The 18,614-nt window shown below is 41.7% G+C and carries 16 protein-coding genes and 3 pseudogenes; 7 read left to right on the top strand and 12 right to left on the bottom strand.

All coding sequences use genetic code 11. The annotated features are described in order from the left end of the window. The first annotated feature begins 274 nt into the window (after positions 1-274). Entirely contained in the window at positions 275-565 is a 291-nt protein-coding gene (locus tag P3T48_RS14415) for a copper resistance protein NlpE N-terminal domain-containing protein (protein WP_443217185.1), read from the top strand. A 399-nt stretch (positions 566-964) separates the two neighbouring features. Here P3T48_RS14415 and P3T48_RS10010 read toward each other — a convergent pair whose 3' ends face one another. The 3 genes from P3T48_RS10010 to P3T48_RS10020 form a co-directional block, all read right to left on the bottom strand. Then, on the bottom strand, positions 965-1,498 hold the full coding sequence (locus P3T48_RS10010) for a hypothetical protein (RefSeq protein WP_276506586.1): 534 nt from the start codon (positions 1,496-1,498) through the stop codon (positions 965-967). 91 nt (positions 1,499-1,589) lie between these two features. Continuing rightward, positions 1,590-2,414 carry an ankyrin repeat domain-containing protein gene (locus P3T48_RS10015; RefSeq protein ID WP_276506587.1) on the bottom strand — a complete coding sequence of 275 codons (825 nt, stop codon included), beginning with the start codon at positions 2,412-2,414 and terminating at the stop codon, positions 1,590-1,592. Positions 2,415-2,451: 37 nt separating this feature from the next. Next, the gene (locus P3T48_RS10020; protein WP_276506588.1) at positions 2,452-2,688 is read right to left on the bottom strand and encodes an ORF6N domain-containing protein; all 237 of its coding nucleotides are present in this window, start codon (positions 2,686-2,688) and stop codon (positions 2,452-2,454) included. Positions 2,689-3,630: 942 nt separating this feature from the next. Here P3T48_RS10020 and P3T48_RS10025 point away from each other — a divergent pair. After that, positions 3,631-4,239, top strand: a complete 609-nt coding sequence (locus P3T48_RS10025) for a hypothetical protein (RefSeq protein ID WP_276506589.1) — start codon at positions 3,631-3,633, stop codon at positions 4,237-4,239. 616 nt (positions 4,240-4,855) lie between these two features. On the opposite strand, the gene P3T48_RS10030 is transcribed toward P3T48_RS10025, so the two are convergent. The 3 genes and pseudogenes from P3T48_RS10030 to P3T48_RS10040 all read right to left on the bottom strand — a co-directional run. Beyond that, positions 4,856-5,308 carry a hypothetical protein gene (locus P3T48_RS10030; RefSeq protein ID WP_276506590.1) on the bottom strand — a complete coding sequence of 151 codons (453 nt, stop codon included), beginning with the start codon at positions 5,306-5,308 and terminating at the stop codon, positions 4,856-4,858. A gap of 228 nt (positions 5,309-5,536) precedes the next feature. Next, a pseudogene (locus tag P3T48_RS10035) lies at positions 5,537-5,680 on the bottom strand (helix-turn-helix domain-containing protein); the annotation flags it as partial. Between the two features lie 4 nt (positions 5,681-5,684). After that, positions 5,685-5,849, bottom strand: a pseudogene (locus P3T48_RS10040) (tyrosine-type recombinase/integrase); the annotation flags it as partial. A gap of 11 nt (positions 5,850-5,860) precedes the next feature. Here P3T48_RS10040 and P3T48_RS10045 point away from each other — a divergent pair. Together P3T48_RS10045 and P3T48_RS10050 are read left to right on the top strand one after the other, a co-directional pair. Beyond that, positions 5,861-6,331 (top strand): annotated as a pseudogene (locus P3T48_RS10045) (hypothetical protein); the annotation flags it as partial. Positions 6,332-6,549: 218 nt separating this feature from the next. Further along, positions 6,550-6,984, top strand: coding sequence for a copper resistance protein NlpE N-terminal domain-containing protein (locus P3T48_RS10050; RefSeq protein WP_276506591.1), 435 nt, complete (start codon positions 6,550-6,552; stop codon positions 6,982-6,984). A gap of 111 nt (positions 6,985-7,095) precedes the next feature. On the opposite strand, the gene P3T48_RS10055 is transcribed toward P3T48_RS10050, so the two are convergent. The 5 genes from P3T48_RS10055 to P3T48_RS10075 form a co-directional block, all read right to left on the bottom strand. Then, positions 7,096-7,743, bottom strand: a complete 648-nt coding sequence (locus tag P3T48_RS10055) for a hypothetical protein (protein ID WP_158462838.1) — start codon at positions 7,741-7,743, stop codon at positions 7,096-7,098. 257 nt (positions 7,744-8,000) lie between these two features. Then, positions 8,001-8,708 carry an immunoglobulin-like domain-containing protein gene (locus P3T48_RS10060; RefSeq protein WP_276506592.1) on the bottom strand — a complete coding sequence of 236 codons (708 nt, stop codon included), beginning with the start codon at positions 8,706-8,708 and terminating at the stop codon, positions 8,001-8,003. A 216-nt stretch (positions 8,709-8,924) separates the two neighbouring features. Further along, the gene (locus P3T48_RS10065) at positions 8,925-9,134 is read right to left on the bottom strand and encodes a helix-turn-helix domain-containing protein (RefSeq protein ID WP_044072484.1); all 210 of its coding nucleotides are present in this window, start codon (positions 9,132-9,134) and stop codon (positions 8,925-8,927) included. 991 nt (positions 9,135-10,125) lie between these two features. Then, positions 10,126-10,812 (bottom strand): CPBP family glutamic-type intramembrane protease, encoded by a 687-nt coding sequence (locus P3T48_RS10070; protein ID WP_276506593.1) that lies wholly within the window; start codon positions 10,810-10,812, stop codon positions 10,126-10,128. A 174-nt stretch (positions 10,813-10,986) separates the two neighbouring features. Then, positions 10,987-11,145 (bottom strand): hypothetical protein, encoded by a 159-nt coding sequence (locus tag P3T48_RS10075; RefSeq protein ID WP_276506594.1) that lies wholly within the window; start codon positions 11,143-11,145, stop codon positions 10,987-10,989. A 773-nt stretch (positions 11,146-11,918) separates the two neighbouring features. Between P3T48_RS10075 and P3T48_RS10080 the strand changes: the two genes are divergently transcribed. Then, on the top strand, positions 11,919-12,377 hold the full coding sequence (locus P3T48_RS10080) for a hypothetical protein (protein ID WP_276506595.1): 459 nt from the start codon (positions 11,919-11,921) through the stop codon (positions 12,375-12,377). 60 nt (positions 12,378-12,437) lie between these two features. Continuing rightward, the gene (locus P3T48_RS10085; protein WP_276506596.1) at positions 12,438-14,753 is read left to right on the top strand and encodes a transglycosylase domain-containing protein; all 2,316 of its coding nucleotides are present in this window, start codon (positions 12,438-12,440) and stop codon (positions 14,751-14,753) included. On the opposite strand, the gene P3T48_RS10090 is transcribed toward P3T48_RS10085, so the two are convergent. Next, positions 14,650-15,978: a ComEC/Rec2 family competence protein gene (locus tag P3T48_RS10090; RefSeq protein WP_276506597.1), complete on the bottom strand. Its 1,329-nt coding sequence runs from the start codon at positions 15,976-15,978 to the stop codon at positions 14,650-14,652. The two genes, P3T48_RS10085 and P3T48_RS10090, sit on opposite strands and share 104 nt — an antisense overlap. Positions 15,979-16,079: 101 nt before the next feature. On the opposite strand from P3T48_RS10090, the gene pheT reads away from it, so the two are divergent. Further along, positions 16,080-18,548: a phenylalanine--tRNA ligase subunit beta gene (pheT, locus tag P3T48_RS10095; RefSeq protein WP_276506598.1), complete on the top strand. Its 2,469-nt coding sequence runs from the start codon at positions 16,080-16,082 to the stop codon at positions 18,546-18,548. The last annotated feature ends 66 nt before the right edge of the window (positions 18,549-18,614 follow it).

Raw genomic sequence — 18,614 nt, forward strand, 5'->3', positions numbered from 1 at the left:
ATATGTGGGTATTATCCTCTGATAAGCCCTGGCGAATTTTAAGGCGGTTTATAGCCTCGTTTTGTTGATACTTTCATACGTCTTTATTTTATGTTTTATCTAAAGAACGATTGACATTTGATTTTATTTCATAGAATTGCAGCATTACCTCAAAATACTGATCTATCAATGGTTTTATACGTATTACGCTATATTTCAATAATCATAGAAAACTTGGCAATATGCATATATTTCAATTAAAATCGAATGATATGCTTTATAAAATAGAGCCAGCTTGGATTCTATTACTGGAACATATTACGGTGTATTACCGTCTGATGTTGAAACTACTCTCACTTTAAATGCTGATGGTACCTACTTGTTGATACAGACATTCAAAGAAAAGCAGAACAAGCATGAAAGGTTAAAAGGCACTTTCCAAGTGCTTGAAGGTAATATATTGATACTTGTACATCCTTCGAGTGATGACAATATATTATATAAGGTGAGAGGGGATAAAAGTGTTTTTTACTGGATTCGTTTGGCAACGAACCTAAAAAATAGGATAGTAAGAGCTATACTCTGAAGAAGAAAGGATAAAATGCAAATATGCGAGAGTGTAAAATAAACTGCGTCAGGTTATAATTATTATAGCCTGACACAGTTTATTTACATGCTCACCGCCCGTTCAGGAGGACACCCGACACGATTATCCTCTCGCTCTGTTGTATAGAGCGGTTTGAAAATGTCTTCGTCAACCTTGGAGGTTACTTCCTTGTAGAACTTGTTATGCCAAGCTGACTATACGACTCTCTCGCTTGCACATCAGCCCTGAAGGAGAACTTAACAAGTTGAATTGCTTTGTCTTTGGACTCTTTTGGAATTTTCAGTGATTCCTAAAAATTTCTTTGCGGTTTTTCGTGCCCTAATCAATATCTCCTAAAAAGACTGGTTATTTCATATTCATAATGTTATGATTTTTTGATTAATTTGCGTAATATTTTTTCCCACTTTTTTTCAGATATAAATGATTCTGGAAGATTTGGCAAAAAAAACAAAAAAGTATTAAAATAATCGATCCAATCATGAATGACGAAGCAAAAAAACAAATTATGCTTGATAATATTTTTATTATTTTGTTCATAACAATATTGTTAAATTTTAGTAAAGGTATGTAAGCATGATAACTTACGGTGTAGAAGGTCTCAGCACCGTTGCAATACTTCAAATATATGCGCTGCTCAAATTTGTCATAGCCGATCTTGCTCACATAATCGTAGCCGTAAGACTTATAGCCATGCACCTTCTCAAGCTGACCGCCGAGGTTATAAGGATAGGTAATCTTCTCCTCGTCTGGATAAATCATCTCCAATAGGCGGTTGTGGCTGTCATAAGTCCATTGCGTCACATAAGTTGCAATCGCTTGGTTAGGCACAATCAGCGTGCGGCGGGTCTTGGTGGCTTCGCCCATCTTGCCATAGAAGTATTCAATGGCACCTGTTCCGTCCTCGCGGAGCATCAATCTACCGATACGGTTCTGAGAGGCGTTGCTATATGAATATAAATAGCACCTGTTTTTTAGTGTATCTCAAAAATCTAATTCAAAGCATCTACTTAACCCCTTGTTCTTTTAAAAAATCAATAATTAGTGTTTTGTATTTATACTCATCTGTATAAAAATCAGATTCATCTTCTTTTAATACATCCATTAAAAACATTGGTTTCCCTTTATCTCCGGGAACACTATTTTCTATTGGTATAGAATAATCATATCGGTAAAAAATAGGTAAGTTATAATTCGCTCCATTTTGCAATAGATAATAAGCTACTTTATAATTGTCTGTCATTACAGATTCACTCAACGCTGATTGACCAAATTCGTTTTGGTAATTTACATCAGCCCCATTCGACACTAAAAATCTAACCAAATCTAAATTCCCAGTTTTGGAAGCCGCCATTAAAGGCGTAAGTCGTGTACTATTCTCTTGCCTCCTTTTTCCTGTTTCAATATCATTTATATTAGCACCATACTCAATTAGTATTTTGGTAAAAATAATGTTGTAGTATTTAGAAGAACAAGCTTCAATAAGAGGTGATGTGCCATCAAATGTGTTATGTGTATTAACAGCTGCTCCTTTCTTTAGTAATGTCTTAAATGGTTTTAATTGTTGATTTATAATCGTTAACATTAAAAGAGTATTACCATATTTGGATTCTTGATAATTGATTATTTGCGGATTTTCAGAAATAATCTTATCAAAATTATCCATGTCCTCTTCTTGCACAGCTTTGGCTAATTCCCAAGCTGGTGTATTTTGAAAAAGGCGATAATCTATATTAGATAGTTCTGAACTATCTACAGATTTTTCCCTGCTATTATTTGAACAAGAAAATAGTAAACAGGAGAAGACTAATTGTATAATCATTGCTTTCATTACTACTCGATTTGTAAATAAACGGTGTTATGATTTACTACAAAAACTGTGCTAGCAAAATTGTTTTTTTATTATTACGTTTTACAGCCTCGTTTAATCTTTTAGTTTCCACTCCGTAAAGTTCAGCCAAGTCTCTATCTATCATAATTTGATTTCCACGAATAGACATTATTCGACTTTCTACAGGAGTGGTAACTACGACTTTATCATTTTGTAACTGGTCACAATTTGCGACCAGTTCTCCTTTATCTTGATGTTCTATATTATCTGCCATATTGCTATCTTTATTTTTGAGATCACAAATTGTGACCTTAAACGTATTGTTGTTATATTGCGTACAAAGGTAGTGCTTTTAGCCTTTAAGCCACTATTGCACAACCCCTTTCTTTGAAAAGAACGTAAAATCAATAGTATTATTGCGGTGATTGTACTTCGATTAACATAAAGCACTAAAGCAGCCAAAGGAGGGCAAGAGCAAGGAAGCCGTGGAGACCAACAAGGACCTCGAGCAGTTGTTGCTTTCCATCCAAAAGGCTTTCGATGTGCTTGTGGAAAAGAAAACGGAGTTCCAACACTTGTTAAAGCAGAAATCAAACTAGCAGAAGACAGAAAAGACTTATTGTCTTTCATTCAATTAATAGACCTATACATGTATTAGTTATTAGGTACATCGATGCAAAGATTAAGTTCAATACTGCGTTAAATTAATATTTAATTGTCTGCAAATCGGATGAAAGATATTGCATACAGTAATACACAATTCAAACGCTTTGCCAAGTATTTTAATGGATTTGTAGAGAAGAAACAGAAATACTACATAGGCTTTGCGACAGAAACTTCAGAAAATGTATGGTGGTATGATGGAAGTAAGGTTATGAAAAGTATCCTATGACTACCTTTAAACGTGTTTTGCGCATTTCTCGCACCTAGGTAACAAAATAGCATATGGCTTATGGTGTAAATAGTGTTAAATATAGACTTATTGTGATCAACAAATAACTATTTTTAGTAACTTTGCATTTAAGAAAAGTATAAATAGTAAAACAATTTCTTCCTTTAGTGCATTGTAATTGGGGATGGGGAGGACAAGGTAATGGATATTATTTATTTAACGTCTTTGATATGCAATATTTAGATCCCCATAAGACACGTGCTACTTATAATTCTAACATATCTGCTTATGTTAATATTTCTCCAAAAAAATAAAATAGATATTATGCAAAGAGTGATTGTCACTCTTTGCATAATATCTATTCCTTTTTTTCAATCGTTTTCTAAAAGGTATTCAAAGACAAACTTAAAGATAGATATTCCTTCTGAGAATATTCATTTTAGAATGCAAGTATATAAAGGCAAAAACTATTTTATTTTACCGAAAGTAGCTTCACACTCTTTAAATAAATATATGGATAATGAAAGAATTTGGCAATGGGAGAAAACATATGTTATTGGCAAAACAAATGTAATATTAGACAGTTTAAAAGTTGGAGACATCGTTGGAGATATATGTACTGGTTTTTATAAAATTCGTAAGAAAACTTCTTTTAGATTATTATATTTTATTCCACCACAAAAAATAGGATATGTCATATTACCTTATATGTATAACGAAAAAGCAAATAGACTTTATATTAAAAATATTAGCGATTATATAACTACACCAGATACAAAATACCTCTATTCTATAGATGATAATCACCTTATATGGATAGAAAATACACCATCTTATGAAAAAATACCAAATGAAGTATGTCGTTTGCAGATATATAATCATCCATCTCTAAGCGTAGAGAGAGAATTAAAGGAAGAATATCTTAAGGAATAATAGTCCTAATGGCATAAAATACATCCAAATAGCTTTGCAGAAAGGTAAAAATAAAATAAAGTTCGATAAAATTAACATTTTTTGTGACTAATAAAAATCTATTCTATTAGTAGCAATATTATGCATATTAAAGAAAGAAATAGTATATAGGATTATATTATCATTCATATTTTAAATTATTTTACAAATCGTTTTGTATAGCTTTTAAATACATGTACTCACATATATAAACAAGCAATCCTAAGCCTATATATAAGGATCTCTCATAAGGCATAGATGAAACGACCCACCAATTATATACAAAAAACAACAGAAATGCGATGCTTAATGTACCAAACAAGATTCTATTAAACTTATTACTACCATAGACCATAAATGTAAAGATATAACCTACAATATATAACATATCATTATAAATATACAATAAGCTTAGTGCTATATCAGTTTTACCTCTAAAAAACACATGGAATATATGTGATATAATAATGTATGCAACCAATCCTATTATTATAGAATATATTTTTTGTGGTTTCATATTTTATTCCTCTTATTTTTTCTTTTTGATGGTGTATGCCCGCATATTTTTAGGAGAATAACTTGTAACACGATTGTCGTTTTACGGAGTATTTTCTAAATAATATAAAAAATTAATTTTTTTTATATTTATCTGTGGGTGTATATATCTTTTTATTATTATTTTTTTATCGGAATCAGGTATGAAATGCGTTCCTACAATTTTATATAAATACAGCCCATCTTTGGCGCATCTGAAATAAAAATAACGACTGTAAAAATTCTCTCCTCCACCATAATTGCATTCAAGAATACAATCATTATTATTATTATTATTTATATTAACACTCAAGTTCTTTACATCTTCAGAAGATGGGAATGCTATACGTGCAATTGTTTTCTTGTTTTTTTTAACAATTAAAAATCTTGTATAAAATCCTTCTTCAGTTAATCCTCTTAACAATTGAACCACGAAATACTTTTTTTCTTGTGTTCTTATTATTATAGAAGATTCAATGTCTTGAATCTGTGATTCATTTGTATTACCTTTCCCCATTTGGGAAAAGGTAATACATAATAGAAACGAGATTAAAATACACTTTATCATTATTCTACCCTCCAGAATATTGAACGCCCTGCGGTTCCAGTAGCTCTTATGCTTTGAGGAGCTCTTGACGCTTTTGGCCAACTATATGTAAATTCACCTATGCAAAGGTAGTGCTTTTAGCCTTTAAGCAACAATTGCACAACCCCTTTCTTTGAAAAGAACGTAAAATCAATAGTATTATTGCGATGATTGTACTTTTATTAATCGCTTCACTCGTTGTATGGTACTTACCCCTTTACCACTCAACTTCACCACATCCCGAATGGAATACCCCTTGCGCAGTAAACTTATTACTTCCCTATATTCGGCTTTCATCTGTTCTTCCCTATTTTCCAAGAGACTTGAACATCTTGTTGATGCACTTTTTCTTCTGTTCCATGTTCGGGTGAACATAGAGATTAAGGGTTGTTGTAATATTGGCATGACCGAGCAGTACGCTTACGGTCTTGTAGTCGCAGTTGCTTTCAATGCAGCGTGTCGCAAAGTTGTGATGCGCAGTGTACCATTAATCAGGTGAAACAAGAGCTGAATGCCACATCAAAAAGTGTGCAGGACAAACTTCACGCAATGGGTAATACACCTCTGAAGAAAGTTGTGACTCATCGCTTCGAGCCAACTTCAAAGTATGTTCTTCTTTTCATTGGTGGCTTGGCTCTATCTCTTGTTCTCTCCATTTGGGGCAATCTCACCCAATGGCGAGAGCGCCAAGATTGGGAGGAGGCAGATTTGAAGTATCGGGCTTTGAAGATGGTGCTTCCATCCGACGACCCCAATGTTCGATACATCGAAAAGAATTTTTCTGTATGCCCAAATAAAGAAGTTATTGAGAAAGTGAGAACTCATGTAAATATTTACGAGGACTCAATTCGCTATCATAACGAAATGATACAGATGGCAGCAATTAAAGATAGCATGGCTAATAGCCTATTTAAAGAAGCGAATGAAATTAAAAAGAAAATTAATCAGAAATAATAGACAACGACCATCGGCTACAAGTGCATCCTTCGCTTCGATAAAGTAAAGACGAACGGACTTCGTATCATGTTCGATGATGCAAGAGGCGTTCCATGCATCAGCAATGTAGCAGCATATTAACTTTTCATTAACTCTCAACTATTCATTCGTGTCCGTGATGCCACTCGTTTGACATTGCGGACACATTTTTATTTATGACGGCTATGAAAAAGAAAATGGCTATTATAGCAGTATTGGTTATCGCATTTGTCATATCTTATATATTCTGCGGTACAGAACAAAACGATGCAGGTGTTGACTCTATAAAAATCGAAGAATATACGGCAGTTTTAAGCAACAAGATTGATTTGGATTCTGTAGCGGGAACATATTGCGGTGTGTTACCGCCTGATGTTGAGACAACACTAACATTAAATGCTGACGGAACCTATTTGTTGACACGGACATTCAAAGAAAAGCAGAACGAGCGGGAAAAGTTAAGAGGTGTTTTCCAAATGCTTGACGGCAATGTCTTGATGCTTGTGCATCCTTCGAGTGGGGACAATATATTTTATAAGTTGAGGGAGGATAAAAGTGTTGTTTTGCTGGATTCGTTTGGTAATAAACCCAAAAATGAGGATAGGAAGAATTATACACTGAGAAAGAAATAATGAAGTGCAAATTAACTGTGTTAAACTATAATGGTTATAGTTTGACACAGTTTGTATTACACTGTCTGAATTTGCGCTCATCCATGCCGAACTCGTTATATCCATCATTCATCACATGGCATCCATATATTCTCTAAGACTTAAATCTTCCTTCATTCCATATCTACCAAAAAGTCCATATTCAACACCATAAATTTTATTATTAACTATTTGTACAAAAACTGCATTGAATTCACATTTTAATATAAAATTTGATTCATCTCTAAGTCGTGAATGATATTTGATTGCTTCGGTATTTATAAATATACACACGTTAGACTTATCGGCATAGTCTAATACCCTTTTATCCCATAATCCAATTTTTTTAAATAGTCCATCCAAGGAATCACCTACAAATAAATTTTTATTAGGATTTACAATGTTATTCCTAACAATTCCTCGAGATAAGTTATATTTTGGGGAGGTAATGGAATTTCTTTCGTATATTAAGGTATCCCCTTCTGCAACAACATATGCACGGAATGGAATATCAGTGCAGTATACGATGCTTGCCTGGCTAAAATCTTGAGCAAGCCTCTCCTTTGTCGTTGAATATAAAGGGGTGTCAAACAATAACTCACTATCTGTAACAATGATTAGCGTGTCATTTACTTTTATACACAAATAATTTTTATTCGGATTATTAAACATAGACCACAATCGAACTCCGCGATAGATAGTATTTTCCCTTGCAAAATTTGTCGATATTGAATCTAACATATCAATATGATGTTTTGTTCCATATATCGCATTAAATCGTGAACATAATTGTGTTATGCAACAAACCATAGCTATCACTAATATAAACTTATTCATAGTTGTAAAATTACCTATTATTAAAATAAATCCACTTGCCACATTGTACACAATATGGCAAATTTACCGTGTCCAGCGCTTCTTGAGAATGGACGCATGAGGCAAATAAACAAAATGCCAATAAACTGAAGAGTATTTTCATAAGCAACAATACTTTTTATTTACTTCAACTCAAAGGTTGCCATAAGCAGCACCTTATTGCCATCTATGTTATCTTCGTAGAAGAAGCGATAGACGCCTGGCTTGTTTGGCAGAATATCGGGAAAAAGATGGGCCGTGATGGTGCCGCTTTGACCATCGCTTAAAACATGACCGATGGCCGTGAACGAGCAATCGGTGGGCACAACAAACCAATTGCCATCCGCTCCTTGGGCTGTGATGCTATATGCTTCGCCATACACAAATTCCTCGCCACTATGGTTGGTAATCGTGAATCTGATTTCCGTGGTGCCCAATGGATAGGAAGGCTTCTCCGCCTTGAGGGAGATGCCTTGGTAGGTGCTCACGCCTTCCCTGTTGTCGATGATAGGGTCCAACTTGCCCTCAAACCTGATGGCGGGCGAGTTGTAAATCTGCCTACGAAACTCCAGCTGCTTCTCCTTCGTGTTCCAACGGAGCGCAACATCAATGGAGTTGGATCCCATTCCAAATCCAACAACATTTCGCAAGGCCGGGGTCTTGTCTTCCGACAGGAACTTCCGCTCAAGTATCCGCATAATGGCGTTCAGTTCCCTATGCGAATATTTACGCGCCGAAGCCTTGCGATAGGTTCTCTTCTTGCTCTTGACAACTCTCTTTTTGCTAATGGTCGCTACCTTCTTTTGTTGAGCGGCAAATGACTGTTTGCAAGCAGCAAAAGCTGTTTGCATTGAAAGGAACATTGTCAATCCTAATATTATTGCATTGAGGAGTTTTGGCTTCAGTCTCATAGTTATCAGCAATTAATAATTTAACATGTAGAGAGATATGAACTCTTATAGTATATTTCTTTTCTTATGAGAAAAGTTCAATTTATTTTGCAAATATTATATTTTAGTTTATCCACAAAATGATGTTATGATATTATTTTGTCTCTCATAATCTCTTCAATCATTGCGTTCCTTTTTGTCCGTGATAAGTTCTTTCATATCCACAGACAAGAACTGTGCAATTTCAAGAAGTGTGGTAAGGTTGGGTTGAGAACGGTTGCATACGTAAGCATTGACCGTACTGAAACTCCTTCCTAACTTCTTTGCAAGCCATGTTTGGCTTATCCCTTTGTCCTCTAAGACTGCTCTTATGCGATTTAACTTCATGTTTTTATCGTTTTTACGCTACAAAAATAATATTTTATCGTGATAATCCATCCAAATCCCTTGAAAATCTGCTGTATTCCGTCGTAATTTAGACAAAATAGAAATATAATCTGCAAAAATGGGACTAAGCAATTGGTTTCCCAATATGGCAAGATACATATATGCGTTCATAAATATTTGTTCTATTTGCCATGTTCTTAAAATGTCAAAATCGGAAAATTACCATTGTTTTTCGTGTTAATTTTTGTTTTCTCATGCTTTCAATGTTGGGTTTCTTGGTTTTGTTGTTCCTAATTTGTTTCTTTTGCCATTTTATCTTCACAATTAGTATTGATTATCAGTATATTACGAGCAATCAGTAAGATTGCAAGAAAAGAATTATATTTTTACAATCAAAACCTCTTCTACTTATATTTATTAATTTTTAGGTTGTACTATATATTTGAAAATGCAATCAAAAACTCCAGACAAGAAAAATTCTATGAGTCTTTGATTGCATTTTTTTATAGAACGCTTACAGCATATTATATATAATACCTCTCAAGGCAAAAGGTTTTATGAAAAACTTTACCAAAAGAGAGTATGTTATAATTCCCCAAACTATGGATAATGGAAGAACCACGAAAAAACACCAATCAGGAATCTTATAATTATAACCATTCCCTTCGAATTTTTTATTTATCAACCATATCTTTTTGTTAGGGAAAAATCTTAAATAAGAGTATATTAATATCATTAGTAGATAAATGGATAACAAATATCCATCATTTCTATGGTATGAATCCCTTAATAGTTCGCACAAAAATAATGCGAATGGGAAAAAGAGAAACGCAAAGACCATTGCCATATACAATGGGCTAAGAAACTTTGCGGACTCTCTTTTTTTGTTATAAGCCCAATATACTCTATAAAATATATAATCTATCATATTACCATTCTAATAATACATAAAGTATTCCTTCCTTTTTGTATTTTTGTCCCAAGCATTACATTATCTCCAGCAAATCTTGACTTTTGGCCCATACCAAATGTAGAGCCACAGCATGATGGTGATGACGAGACAAACGATTGACGACCAATGGCTTGGGTCGGAGAGGCATTTGAAATAAAAATTGAACAGACCATGGAAGCAGGCCACCAGTATAAGAGAATGCGTATCACGGATAAGCTTGTCAAGACCAAAAGAAGCAAGGAACAACAAGGCAAAGAAGCCCACATCCCCTATTTGCCATGCTCTGCAATGCCAAAAGAACCAAAGCAAAGTGGTGAGCAGCAGTCGGTGAATGATTTTGCAGCCAATTAGTTCGCTATAAAGGTATCCACGCCAGCCCACCTCTTCGAAGAAGGCATAGAGCAGATATACAAACAATAACCACAAACAGAGTCCGATCTCCTTGTAATCAACAATGCCAAACAGAACAAAAGGTACCGCCAATGTGAGGATGCTCTTGGTGACCGATGTACCAAAAAGAGATGTCTTCATTTTTCTTCGAAGCGCCAAGGTAACGACAATCGCGCCTATGAGTGGACTCAAGCCACCTACGAAATCCCACAATTTGACGTGGGATGGGTCTATGGTCTCAAAGCGGGTTGAGACGACTCTTATTAATACCGCCAGAACATAGAAAAGCATGATGCTCCATGTCCGCTTCTGTTTTAATATGGATGATATCTTCATTTAGATGGGATATTTGGTTCAAAGTTATATTATTTTTTCTTAAATCGAGCGGAATGTATGGGAATTGTTGTCTTTATTGTCTGTTGCCATTTTATCAGTCTATATTATCTTCCCTGAGAAGGTCCGTTACTTCTACTTCAAGCGGTGCAGAAAGCTCTGTCAAGGCTTATTCTTTCATTTTGCAAAGATAATCATTTTTTCTGAGAATCTATCCTTTTTCTGCTGTTTTTTCTCTTTTTTCGCTCCCACGATTGTCGCATTCGGTTCCACGTTTGTCGCATTCGCTTCCACGTTTGTCACATTCGGTCCCGCGTTTGTCGCATTCGCTCCCATGATTCTGTTGTCATATTCCTCTTTCGAATGTTTGTCCCACACACCCTACCTGTAGGGGCAGAAGCTTTAAAAAATTGCCTGGAGTTTTAAAGCTTTTGCCCTTACAGGGCGCGTTGCTAATTGCCTTATACCCAGGGCGTTGCCCTGGGCTGTGAGCTTCTGCCCCTTCAGGGCGTGCTGCTTGCGTCTTTTGTCCTGCTAATTGCTTTATACCCAGGGTGTTGCCCTGGGCTGAGAGCTTCTGCCCCTTCAGGCGCGTGCTGCTTGCGTCTTTTGCAAAGAAAAAGCGTTCACATTTTGGGCTTTTCTGTCACAAAGGGTTCACCGTTTTACGCCATTTGTGACGTTTTGGTGAATACCTGTGAAGGGAGGGTTCACGCCCTGAATCCCCTCTGTTTATCGGGCTTTCGGCGCAGATGTGAAGGGTGAACCCTCGTTTCTTGCTTTATACGCATACGCGAAAGAAAATAAATAAAGAAAGAAAACAGCAGTAGGGGTAATGCCATAAAAACATATAAAAGAATATATATATATTATTATAGACGTTCACAGCTTCACGCAAAGGTCTCGCCCGATAGGTTATTCATACCAGCCAATGACTAACAGAGATTTCCCGGTAAGTCATTGAGCCGTCTCAGTGACTTACCGGGAAATGGTAACTATTATGCTGAACTCAACAGTCGCAAATAAGCGCCACACACCCTGAAAAACTGCCATTTTGTGTTTGGTGCGAAAAGAAAATTTGACAAAAATCGGGAAAATGCGCATAATTCATGAATAAACATGAAGAAAATCGCGAAATCGATGTAAAAGAAAACGAAAAAAGTGGAGGAATGAGGGGATTTGCTACCCCAAAACAGGGGATGCGGGGCCCAAAACAGGGGATGCGGGGCAAAAAACAGGGGATTTGGGCACTCCAAAAAAAGGCGCATCCCCTGTGGATGCACTTCGCAAAACCCGACCAAATCCACAACACAAAAAGTGGATGGAAACAGAAAATGCTACCCTTTTTGAACAGTTATTACTACCAAAACTGCTGCCGTGCCGATTCATTTCAACATTTATATATAAACAACGCGAGAAAATGGTATAAAGTATTAATAATAAGGGGGATGCGAGAAAAATGGATTAGAAAAAGTGCTTCTAATCCCCAATTTTGTTTTTTGCCCGGCATAACGGCAGTATTGGCAGAGGGCAAAAAAAACTTTCTTGAAAATGCGGATTTCTCTTAATTTCTTTTGTGTTACGATATTTTTTGTGTATCTTTGCAAGATAAACTGATAAAGAAATAAATGAGAAAACGATTCATCCACATATTATGGGCTTTGTTGGGTGCAGGCATCCTGTTCTGTATCCTGGGCTTTGTAGCCGTTTGGAATGGTTTGATAGGCTATATGCCCGAGATAGAGGACCTGCAGAACCCCATTAACCGCTTTGCCACACAGGTGTATTCATCTGACGGCAAGGTGTTGGGAACCTGGAACCTGAACAAAGAGAACAGAATCGTGATCCCTTACGACAAGATGTCGCCCCACCTCGTAGAGGCACTCGTTGCCACAGAGGACGAGCGCTTCTATGAGCACTCGGGCATCGACTTCCGTGCCCTGGGTCGAGCCATCGTGAAGCGAGGACTTATGGGACAAACCAATGCCGGAGGAGGCTCCACCATCACCCAGCAGTTGGCGAAGCAGTTATATAGCGAGACAGCCAGCAGCACCGTGCAGCGCTTCTTCCAGAAACCCATAGAGTGGGTGATAGCCGTCAAGCTGGAGCGTTATTACACCAAGCAGGAGATCATCGCCCTCTATCTCAACTACTTCGACTTCCTGCACAATGCGGTGGGCATCAAGACCGCTGCCAACACTTACTTCAACAAAGAGCCCAAAGACCTGACGGTGTGCGAGGCAGCCACCCTCATCGGACTCTGCAAGAACCCCTCGCTCTTCAACCCCGTGCGCTATCCCGACCGCTGCCGGGAACGAAGAAACGTGGTGTTGCAGCAGATGGTGAAGGCAGGCTATATGAACCGCTCGGAGTACGCCAAGTATTCTGCCGAACCCCTTACCCTCGACTTCCACCGTACCGACCATAAGGACGGCACAGCCACCTATCTGCGCGAGTTCCTCCGCCAGTATATGACCGCCAAGCGCCCCGTGCGCTCCGACTATCCTTCGTGGAACAGAGTGCAGTTTGTCATCGACTCGATAGCCTGGGACACAGATCCCCTCTATGGCTGGTGCAACAAGAACTTCAAGAAGGACGGCACACCCTATAACGTCTATGCCGACGGCCTGAGAGTGTTCACCACGATAGACAGCCGTATGCAGAAATATGCCGAGGAGGCAGTCTACAAGCATGTGGCAGGCTATCTGCAGCCCGCCTTCGACCGTGAGAACAAGCCCAAGCCCAGTGCTCCCTTCTCCGACAAGCTGACGCCCAATCAGATACGCTCCATCCTGAACCGATCCATCACTCAGAGCGAGCGCTACCGCACCATGAAGGCGGCAGGCTATTCGCCCGAGGAGATACACGACGCCTTCAGAAAGAAGGTGGAGATGACCGTCTTTACCTATCATGGCGACATCGACACCCTGATGAGTCCGCTCGACTCCATACGCTACTACAAGGGTTTCCTGCGTTCGGGCTTCATGAGCATGGATCCCAAGACGGGAGCCGTGAAAGCCTACGTGGGCGGTCTCGACTATACACACTTCATGTACGACATGGTGAGCCTGGGACGCCGACAGGTGGGTTCCACCATCAAGCCATTCCTCTACAGTCTGGCGATGGAGAACGGATTCACCCCCTGCGACATGGCGCCCAACCGTCAGCAGACCTATATCGTGGCAGGCAGACGCTGGACACCCCGCAATGCCAACCATTCGCGCTATGGACAGATGGTTCCGCTGAAGTGGGGTCTGGCACAGAGTAACAACTGGATCAGCGCTTATCTGATGAGCAAGCTGAACCCACAGCAGTTTGTGCAGCTGCTGCGCGATTACGGCATCAACAATCCCGACATCCATGCCTCGATGAGTCTCTGTCTGGGTCCTTGCGAGGTGAGTGTGTCGGAGATGGTGAGCGCCTATACCGCCTTTGCCAACCACGGCATCAGGACCTCGCCGCTCTTTGTGAGCCGCATCGAGGACAACGAAGGCAACACGATAGCCACCTTCCAGCCCCGCATGAACGAGGTGATCAGCGCCGACAACGCCATGAAGATGCTTACAATGCTGATGGGCGTGGTAGACCAGGGTACGGCGGGACGACTGAGATACCGCTACAACATGGAGGGACAGATAGGAGCGAAGACGGGAACCACCAACAACAACAGCGACGGATGGTTCATTGGCTTCACACCGCAGTTGGTGACAGGCTGCTGGGTGGGAGGCGAGGACCGCGACATCCACTTCGACTCCATGAGTATGGGACAGGGAGCCACGATGGCGCTCCCCATCTGGGCCATCTTCATGAAGAAGGTTTATGCCGACCCAACGCTGGGCTTCAGTCCGATGGAGAAGTTTGACATTCCTGCTGACTATAATCCCTGTGCGAGTCAGACGGAAGATGAATTCGGTGAAGAAGGCATCGATGAAGTTTTTGAATAAGCAAGCATCCTGCAATGATGGCAATATAGATGAGGCCTAATTGCAGGATGCTTATTTTTATCCCTTCTATGCAGGCTCCCGGCAGCATGACTATCAGCTGCAGGGCATGCTGGGTGGCGGAGGTGGTGAGGCTCAGCAGGTATGCCAGTCCACCCTGCAGCAGGGAGAATCCCGGCAGGAGGAAGAACGAGAGCAGCAGCGACAGACTGACATAGATGATGACCGTGGCAGCGGGAATGGCGACAAACGAGCTGAGTACGGAATAGCAGGCGATGTTGCCGAAATAATAGCACACCAGCGGTGTGGTTCCCACCTGGGCAGCTACCGATACCGCCACCATTGCCCATGCCCAGCCCAAGGGCTTGCGGTGGGTGACCGAGGCAGGCAGAAAACTGTAGATGGGCTTGTAGAGCAACAGGATGGACAGCACGGCGGCAAAGGACAGCTGAAAGCTGATGTCGAAGAGGTGGAGAGGCTGGATGATGAGCATCACGATGGCAGCGAGAGTCAGGTTGCTCACAGCCGTCGAGTTGCGTCTGGTTAGCAGGGCGAAACTGTAGATGCTGATCATTGAGGCAGCCCTGACGGCACTGGCAGGCAGGGCGATGAGGAACACGTATGCCCAGATGGCAGTCACGCTGATGGGTACGGCGATGAGCCGCCATCGTTTTCTGCCTCCTGCCAGGAGGATGAAGAGCTGAAAGATGATGCCGATATGCAGTCCGCTGATGGCCAGGATATGGCTGGCACCCGAGGCCTTGAAGGTTTGTCGGGTGTCCTTGCTGAGGCTGCCTTTCTCGCCCAGTGTCATGGCGGTGATGATGGCTTGCTGCTGCGATGCAAGATGCTGGCTGCCAATGCGTTTTGTGAGTTCGCTTCGCAGACTGAGAGCCTTCAGACGGGTGCGGTCGAGCGCCGACAGATGGCTGTAGGAACGCGTCGCTGCGGGTTGCCGGTTCAGCTCTTCCTGCAGAGAGGTGAGCAGGGCGCCAGCTATCAGGAAGGCGGCGAGGATGAGGAGCGACTTGTGCAGCTCGTTCTTCACCAAGATGGCGAAGGCAGAGGCGGCGAGCATGATGAGCAGCCAGTAGGAGGGAGGAAGGGTGACGACGTGGAAGTGCGCAATGACAATGCCCGACACAAGCATCAAGCAGAGAGCCTGAGTGGGGCACGAATTGAAGAACTTTCGCCTTCTGAGGACTGTCTTTGCGCCAGAAATCTTCATTTAATCTTTAATTTCTGCAAATATAGGAATTTTTTTTCGTCTAAATGTAGTTTTTTTTGTAATTTTGCAAAGTTTTATAGAATACAATAAAAATCATTATAATGAACGTTTCATACAAATGGCTTAAAGAATACGTCGATTTCGACCTTACTCCTCAGGAGACAGCGGACGCGCTGACTTCTTGCGGTCTCGAAGTCGATGCTTTGGAAGAAGTACAGTCCATCAAGGGTGGACTGAAGGGTCTTTACGTAGGTAAAGTGTTGACATGCGAGATGCATCCCAATAGCGATCACCTCCATGTCACTACTGTAGATTTGGGCAAGGGCGAGCCCCAGCAGATTGTATGCGGTGCCCCCAACGTGGCAGCAGGACAGAAAGTCATCGTAGCCGACCTGGGCTGCGTGCTCTACGACGGCGACAAGAGTTTCACCATCAAGCGCAGCAAGCTTCGCGGCGTGGAGAGTCTCGGCATGATCTGTGCCGAGGACGAGATAGGAGTAGGAACCTCTCACGACGGCATCATCGTGCTGCCAGAGGATGCTCCCGTAGGTCAGCCAGCAGCAGAGTATTATCACTTGGAGAGCGACTGGCTCATCGAGATAGACATCACAGCCAACCGAGCTGATGCCCTGGGTCACTGGGGAGTGGCACGCGACCTCTATGCGTGGCTGAAGCAGAACGGATATCAGACCAGTATGCATCGTCCTTCGTGCGATGAGTTCGTTGTCGACAACGAGGACCTGCCTATCGAGGTGGAGATTCAGAACACCGAAGCCTGCAAGCGCTATGCCTGTGTGAGCATCACCGACTGTGAGGTGAAGGAGAGTCCTAAGTGGCTGCAGGACAAGCTGAACATCATCGGCTTGCGTCCTATCAACAACATCGTGGACATCACCAACTATATCATGATGGCTTACGGACAGCCACTGCACTGCTTTGATGCCGACATGGTGACAGGACATAAGATCGTGGTACGCACCCAGCCAGAGGGAACCAAGTTTGTGACCCTCGACGGTGAGGAGCATACCCTGGGCGAGCACGACCTGAGCATCTGCAACGCCGAGGAGCCTATGTGTATCGCAGGTATCTTTGGCGGTAAGGGTTCGGGAACCTACGACACCACCAAGAGTGTGGTGTTGGAGAGTGCCTACTTCCATCCAACATGGATTCGCAAGAGTGCCCGCCGTCACGGACTGAGCACCGATGCCAGCTATCGTTTTGAGCGCGGTGTAGACCCGAACGGACAGATTTATGCCCTCAAGCAGGCTGCCATCCTCTGCAAGCAGTTGGCAGGCGGAAAGATCAGCATGCAGATCAAGGACGTATATCCAGAGCCTATCCAGGATTTCCCTGTGCGCCTGAACTATGAGTATGCACACCGTCTCATCGGTAAGGAGATCGGTGCAGAGACCATCAAGAATATCGCCACCTCATTGGAGATGAAGATTGTGAAGGAAGACGCCGAGGGCCTCGACCTCCTCGTTCCAGCCTTCCGTGTTGACGTGCAGCGTCCTTGCGACGTGGTGGAGGACATCCTGCGTATCTACGGATACAACAACGTGGAGATTCCTACCCAGCTGAAGAGCTCGCTCACCGTACAGGGCGAGGAAGACAAGCACTACCACACCCAGAACATCGTGGCAGAGCAGTTGGTAGGCGAGGGCTTCATGGAGATACTGAACAACTCGCTCACCAAGGCAAGCTATTATACCGACTTCGAGCTCAACGCTTATCCCGACGAGCACACCGTGAAGGTGATGAACCCTCTGAGTGCCGACCTGGGAGTGATGCGCCAGACCATGCTCTTCGGTGGACTGGAGAGCGTGTCGCGCAACATCAACCACAAGAGCCAAAACCTGAAGTTCTTCGAGGTGGGCAACACCTATTTATATAATAAGGAGAAATGGGATGCCGAGAATCCTATCAAGGGCTACAGCCAGGAAGGTCACATCTCGCTCTTCATCACCGGTAAGCGCGTAGAAGGCAACTGGGCTCATGCCGACGAGCAGAGCAACATCTACGAGCTGAAGGCTGTGGTGGAGAACATCTTGCGCCGTGTGGGTATGCCACAGAACAATGTGGTGCTGAAGCACAGCGACAACAATATCTTCTCAAAGGGTGTGCAGTATGAGACCCGTGCCGGAAAGGTATTGGTAGAGATGGGTGTCCTGAGCCTGAAGCTGAAGAAGGCTTTCGATATCGAGCAGGACGTGTTCTATGCCGATGTGCACTGGGACAACCTGATGAAGGCCATCAAGAAGGTGAGCCTCACCTATACCGATATCAGCAAGTATCCTTCTGTAAGCCGCGACCTGGCACTCCTGGTCGACAAGAGTGTGGAGTTTGAGCAGATAGAGATGATCGCCCGTCAGACAGAGAAGAAGCTCCTCAAGAGTGTGGTTCTCTTCGACGTGTATGAGGGCAAGAACCTGCCGGAGGGCAAGAAGAGCTACGCAGTGAACTTCATCCTGCAGGACGAGGAGAAGACTCTCAACGACAAGCAGATCGATGCCATCATGAAGAAACTCATTGCCAACCTCACAGGCAAGTTGAATGCTGAATTGAGATAATTTTGGAGTTAACTCCTTCACATCATATAATAAGTATAACAACAAAACATATTAAATTTTATTCCA

Source organism: Segatella intestinalis (assembly GCF_029348455.1).
Classification (GTDB): Bacteria; Bacteroidota; Bacteroidia; order Bacteroidales; family Bacteroidaceae; genus Prevotella.

What these genes read in the sequence shown, in the direction of transcription:
- P3T48_RS10010 (WP_276506586.1), bottom strand. Translation starts at nt 1,498, where the DNA reads ATGCTCCGCGAGGACGGAACAGGTGCCATTGAATACTTCTATGGCAAG.
- P3T48_RS10015 (WP_276506587.1), bottom strand. Translation starts at nt 2,414, where the DNA reads ATGAAAGCAATGATTATACAATTAGTCTTCTCCTGTTTACTATTTTCT.
- P3T48_RS10020 (WP_276506588.1), bottom strand. Translation starts at nt 2,688, where the DNA reads ATGGCAGATAATATAGAACATCAAGATAAAGGAGAACTGGTCGCAAAT.
- P3T48_RS10025 (WP_276506589.1), top strand. Translation starts at nt 3,631, where the DNA reads ATGCAAAGAGTGATTGTCACTCTTTGCATAATATCTATTCCTTTTTTT.
- P3T48_RS10030 (WP_276506590.1), bottom strand. Translation starts at nt 5,308, where the DNA reads ATGGGGAAAGGTAATACAAATGAATCACAGATTCAAGACATTGAATCT.
- P3T48_RS10050 (WP_276506591.1), top strand. Translation starts at nt 6,550, where the DNA reads ATGGCTATTATAGCAGTATTGGTTATCGCATTTGTCATATCTTATATA.
- P3T48_RS10055 (WP_158462838.1), bottom strand. Translation starts at nt 7,743, where the DNA reads ATGTTAGATTCAATATCGACAAATTTTGCAAGGGAAAATACTATCTAT.
- P3T48_RS10060 (WP_276506592.1), bottom strand. Translation starts at nt 8,708, where the DNA reads ATGCAAACAGCTTTTGCTGCTTGCAAACAGTCATTTGCCGCTCAACAA.
- P3T48_RS10065 (WP_044072484.1), bottom strand. Translation starts at nt 9,134, where the DNA reads ATGAAGTTAAATCGCATAAGAGCAGTCTTAGAGGACAAAGGGATAAGC.
- P3T48_RS10070 (WP_276506593.1), bottom strand. Translation starts at nt 10,812, where the DNA reads ATGAAGATATCATCCATATTAAAACAGAAGCGGACATGGAGCATCATG.
- P3T48_RS10075 (WP_276506594.1), bottom strand. Translation starts at nt 11,145, where the DNA reads ATGGGAGCGAATGCGACAAACGCGGGACCGAATGTGACAAACGTGGAA.
- P3T48_RS10080 (WP_276506595.1), top strand. Translation starts at nt 11,919, where the DNA reads ATGAATAAACATGAAGAAAATCGCGAAATCGATGTAAAAGAAAACGAA.
- P3T48_RS10085 (WP_276506596.1), top strand. Translation starts at nt 12,438, where the DNA reads ATGAGAAAACGATTCATCCACATATTATGGGCTTTGTTGGGTGCAGGC.
- P3T48_RS10090 (WP_276506597.1), bottom strand. Translation starts at nt 15,978, where the DNA reads ATGAAGATTTCTGGCGCAAAGACAGTCCTCAGAAGGCGAAAGTTCTTC.
- pheT (WP_276506598.1), top strand. Translation starts at nt 16,080, where the DNA reads ATGAACGTTTCATACAAATGGCTTAAAGAATACGTCGATTTCGACCTT.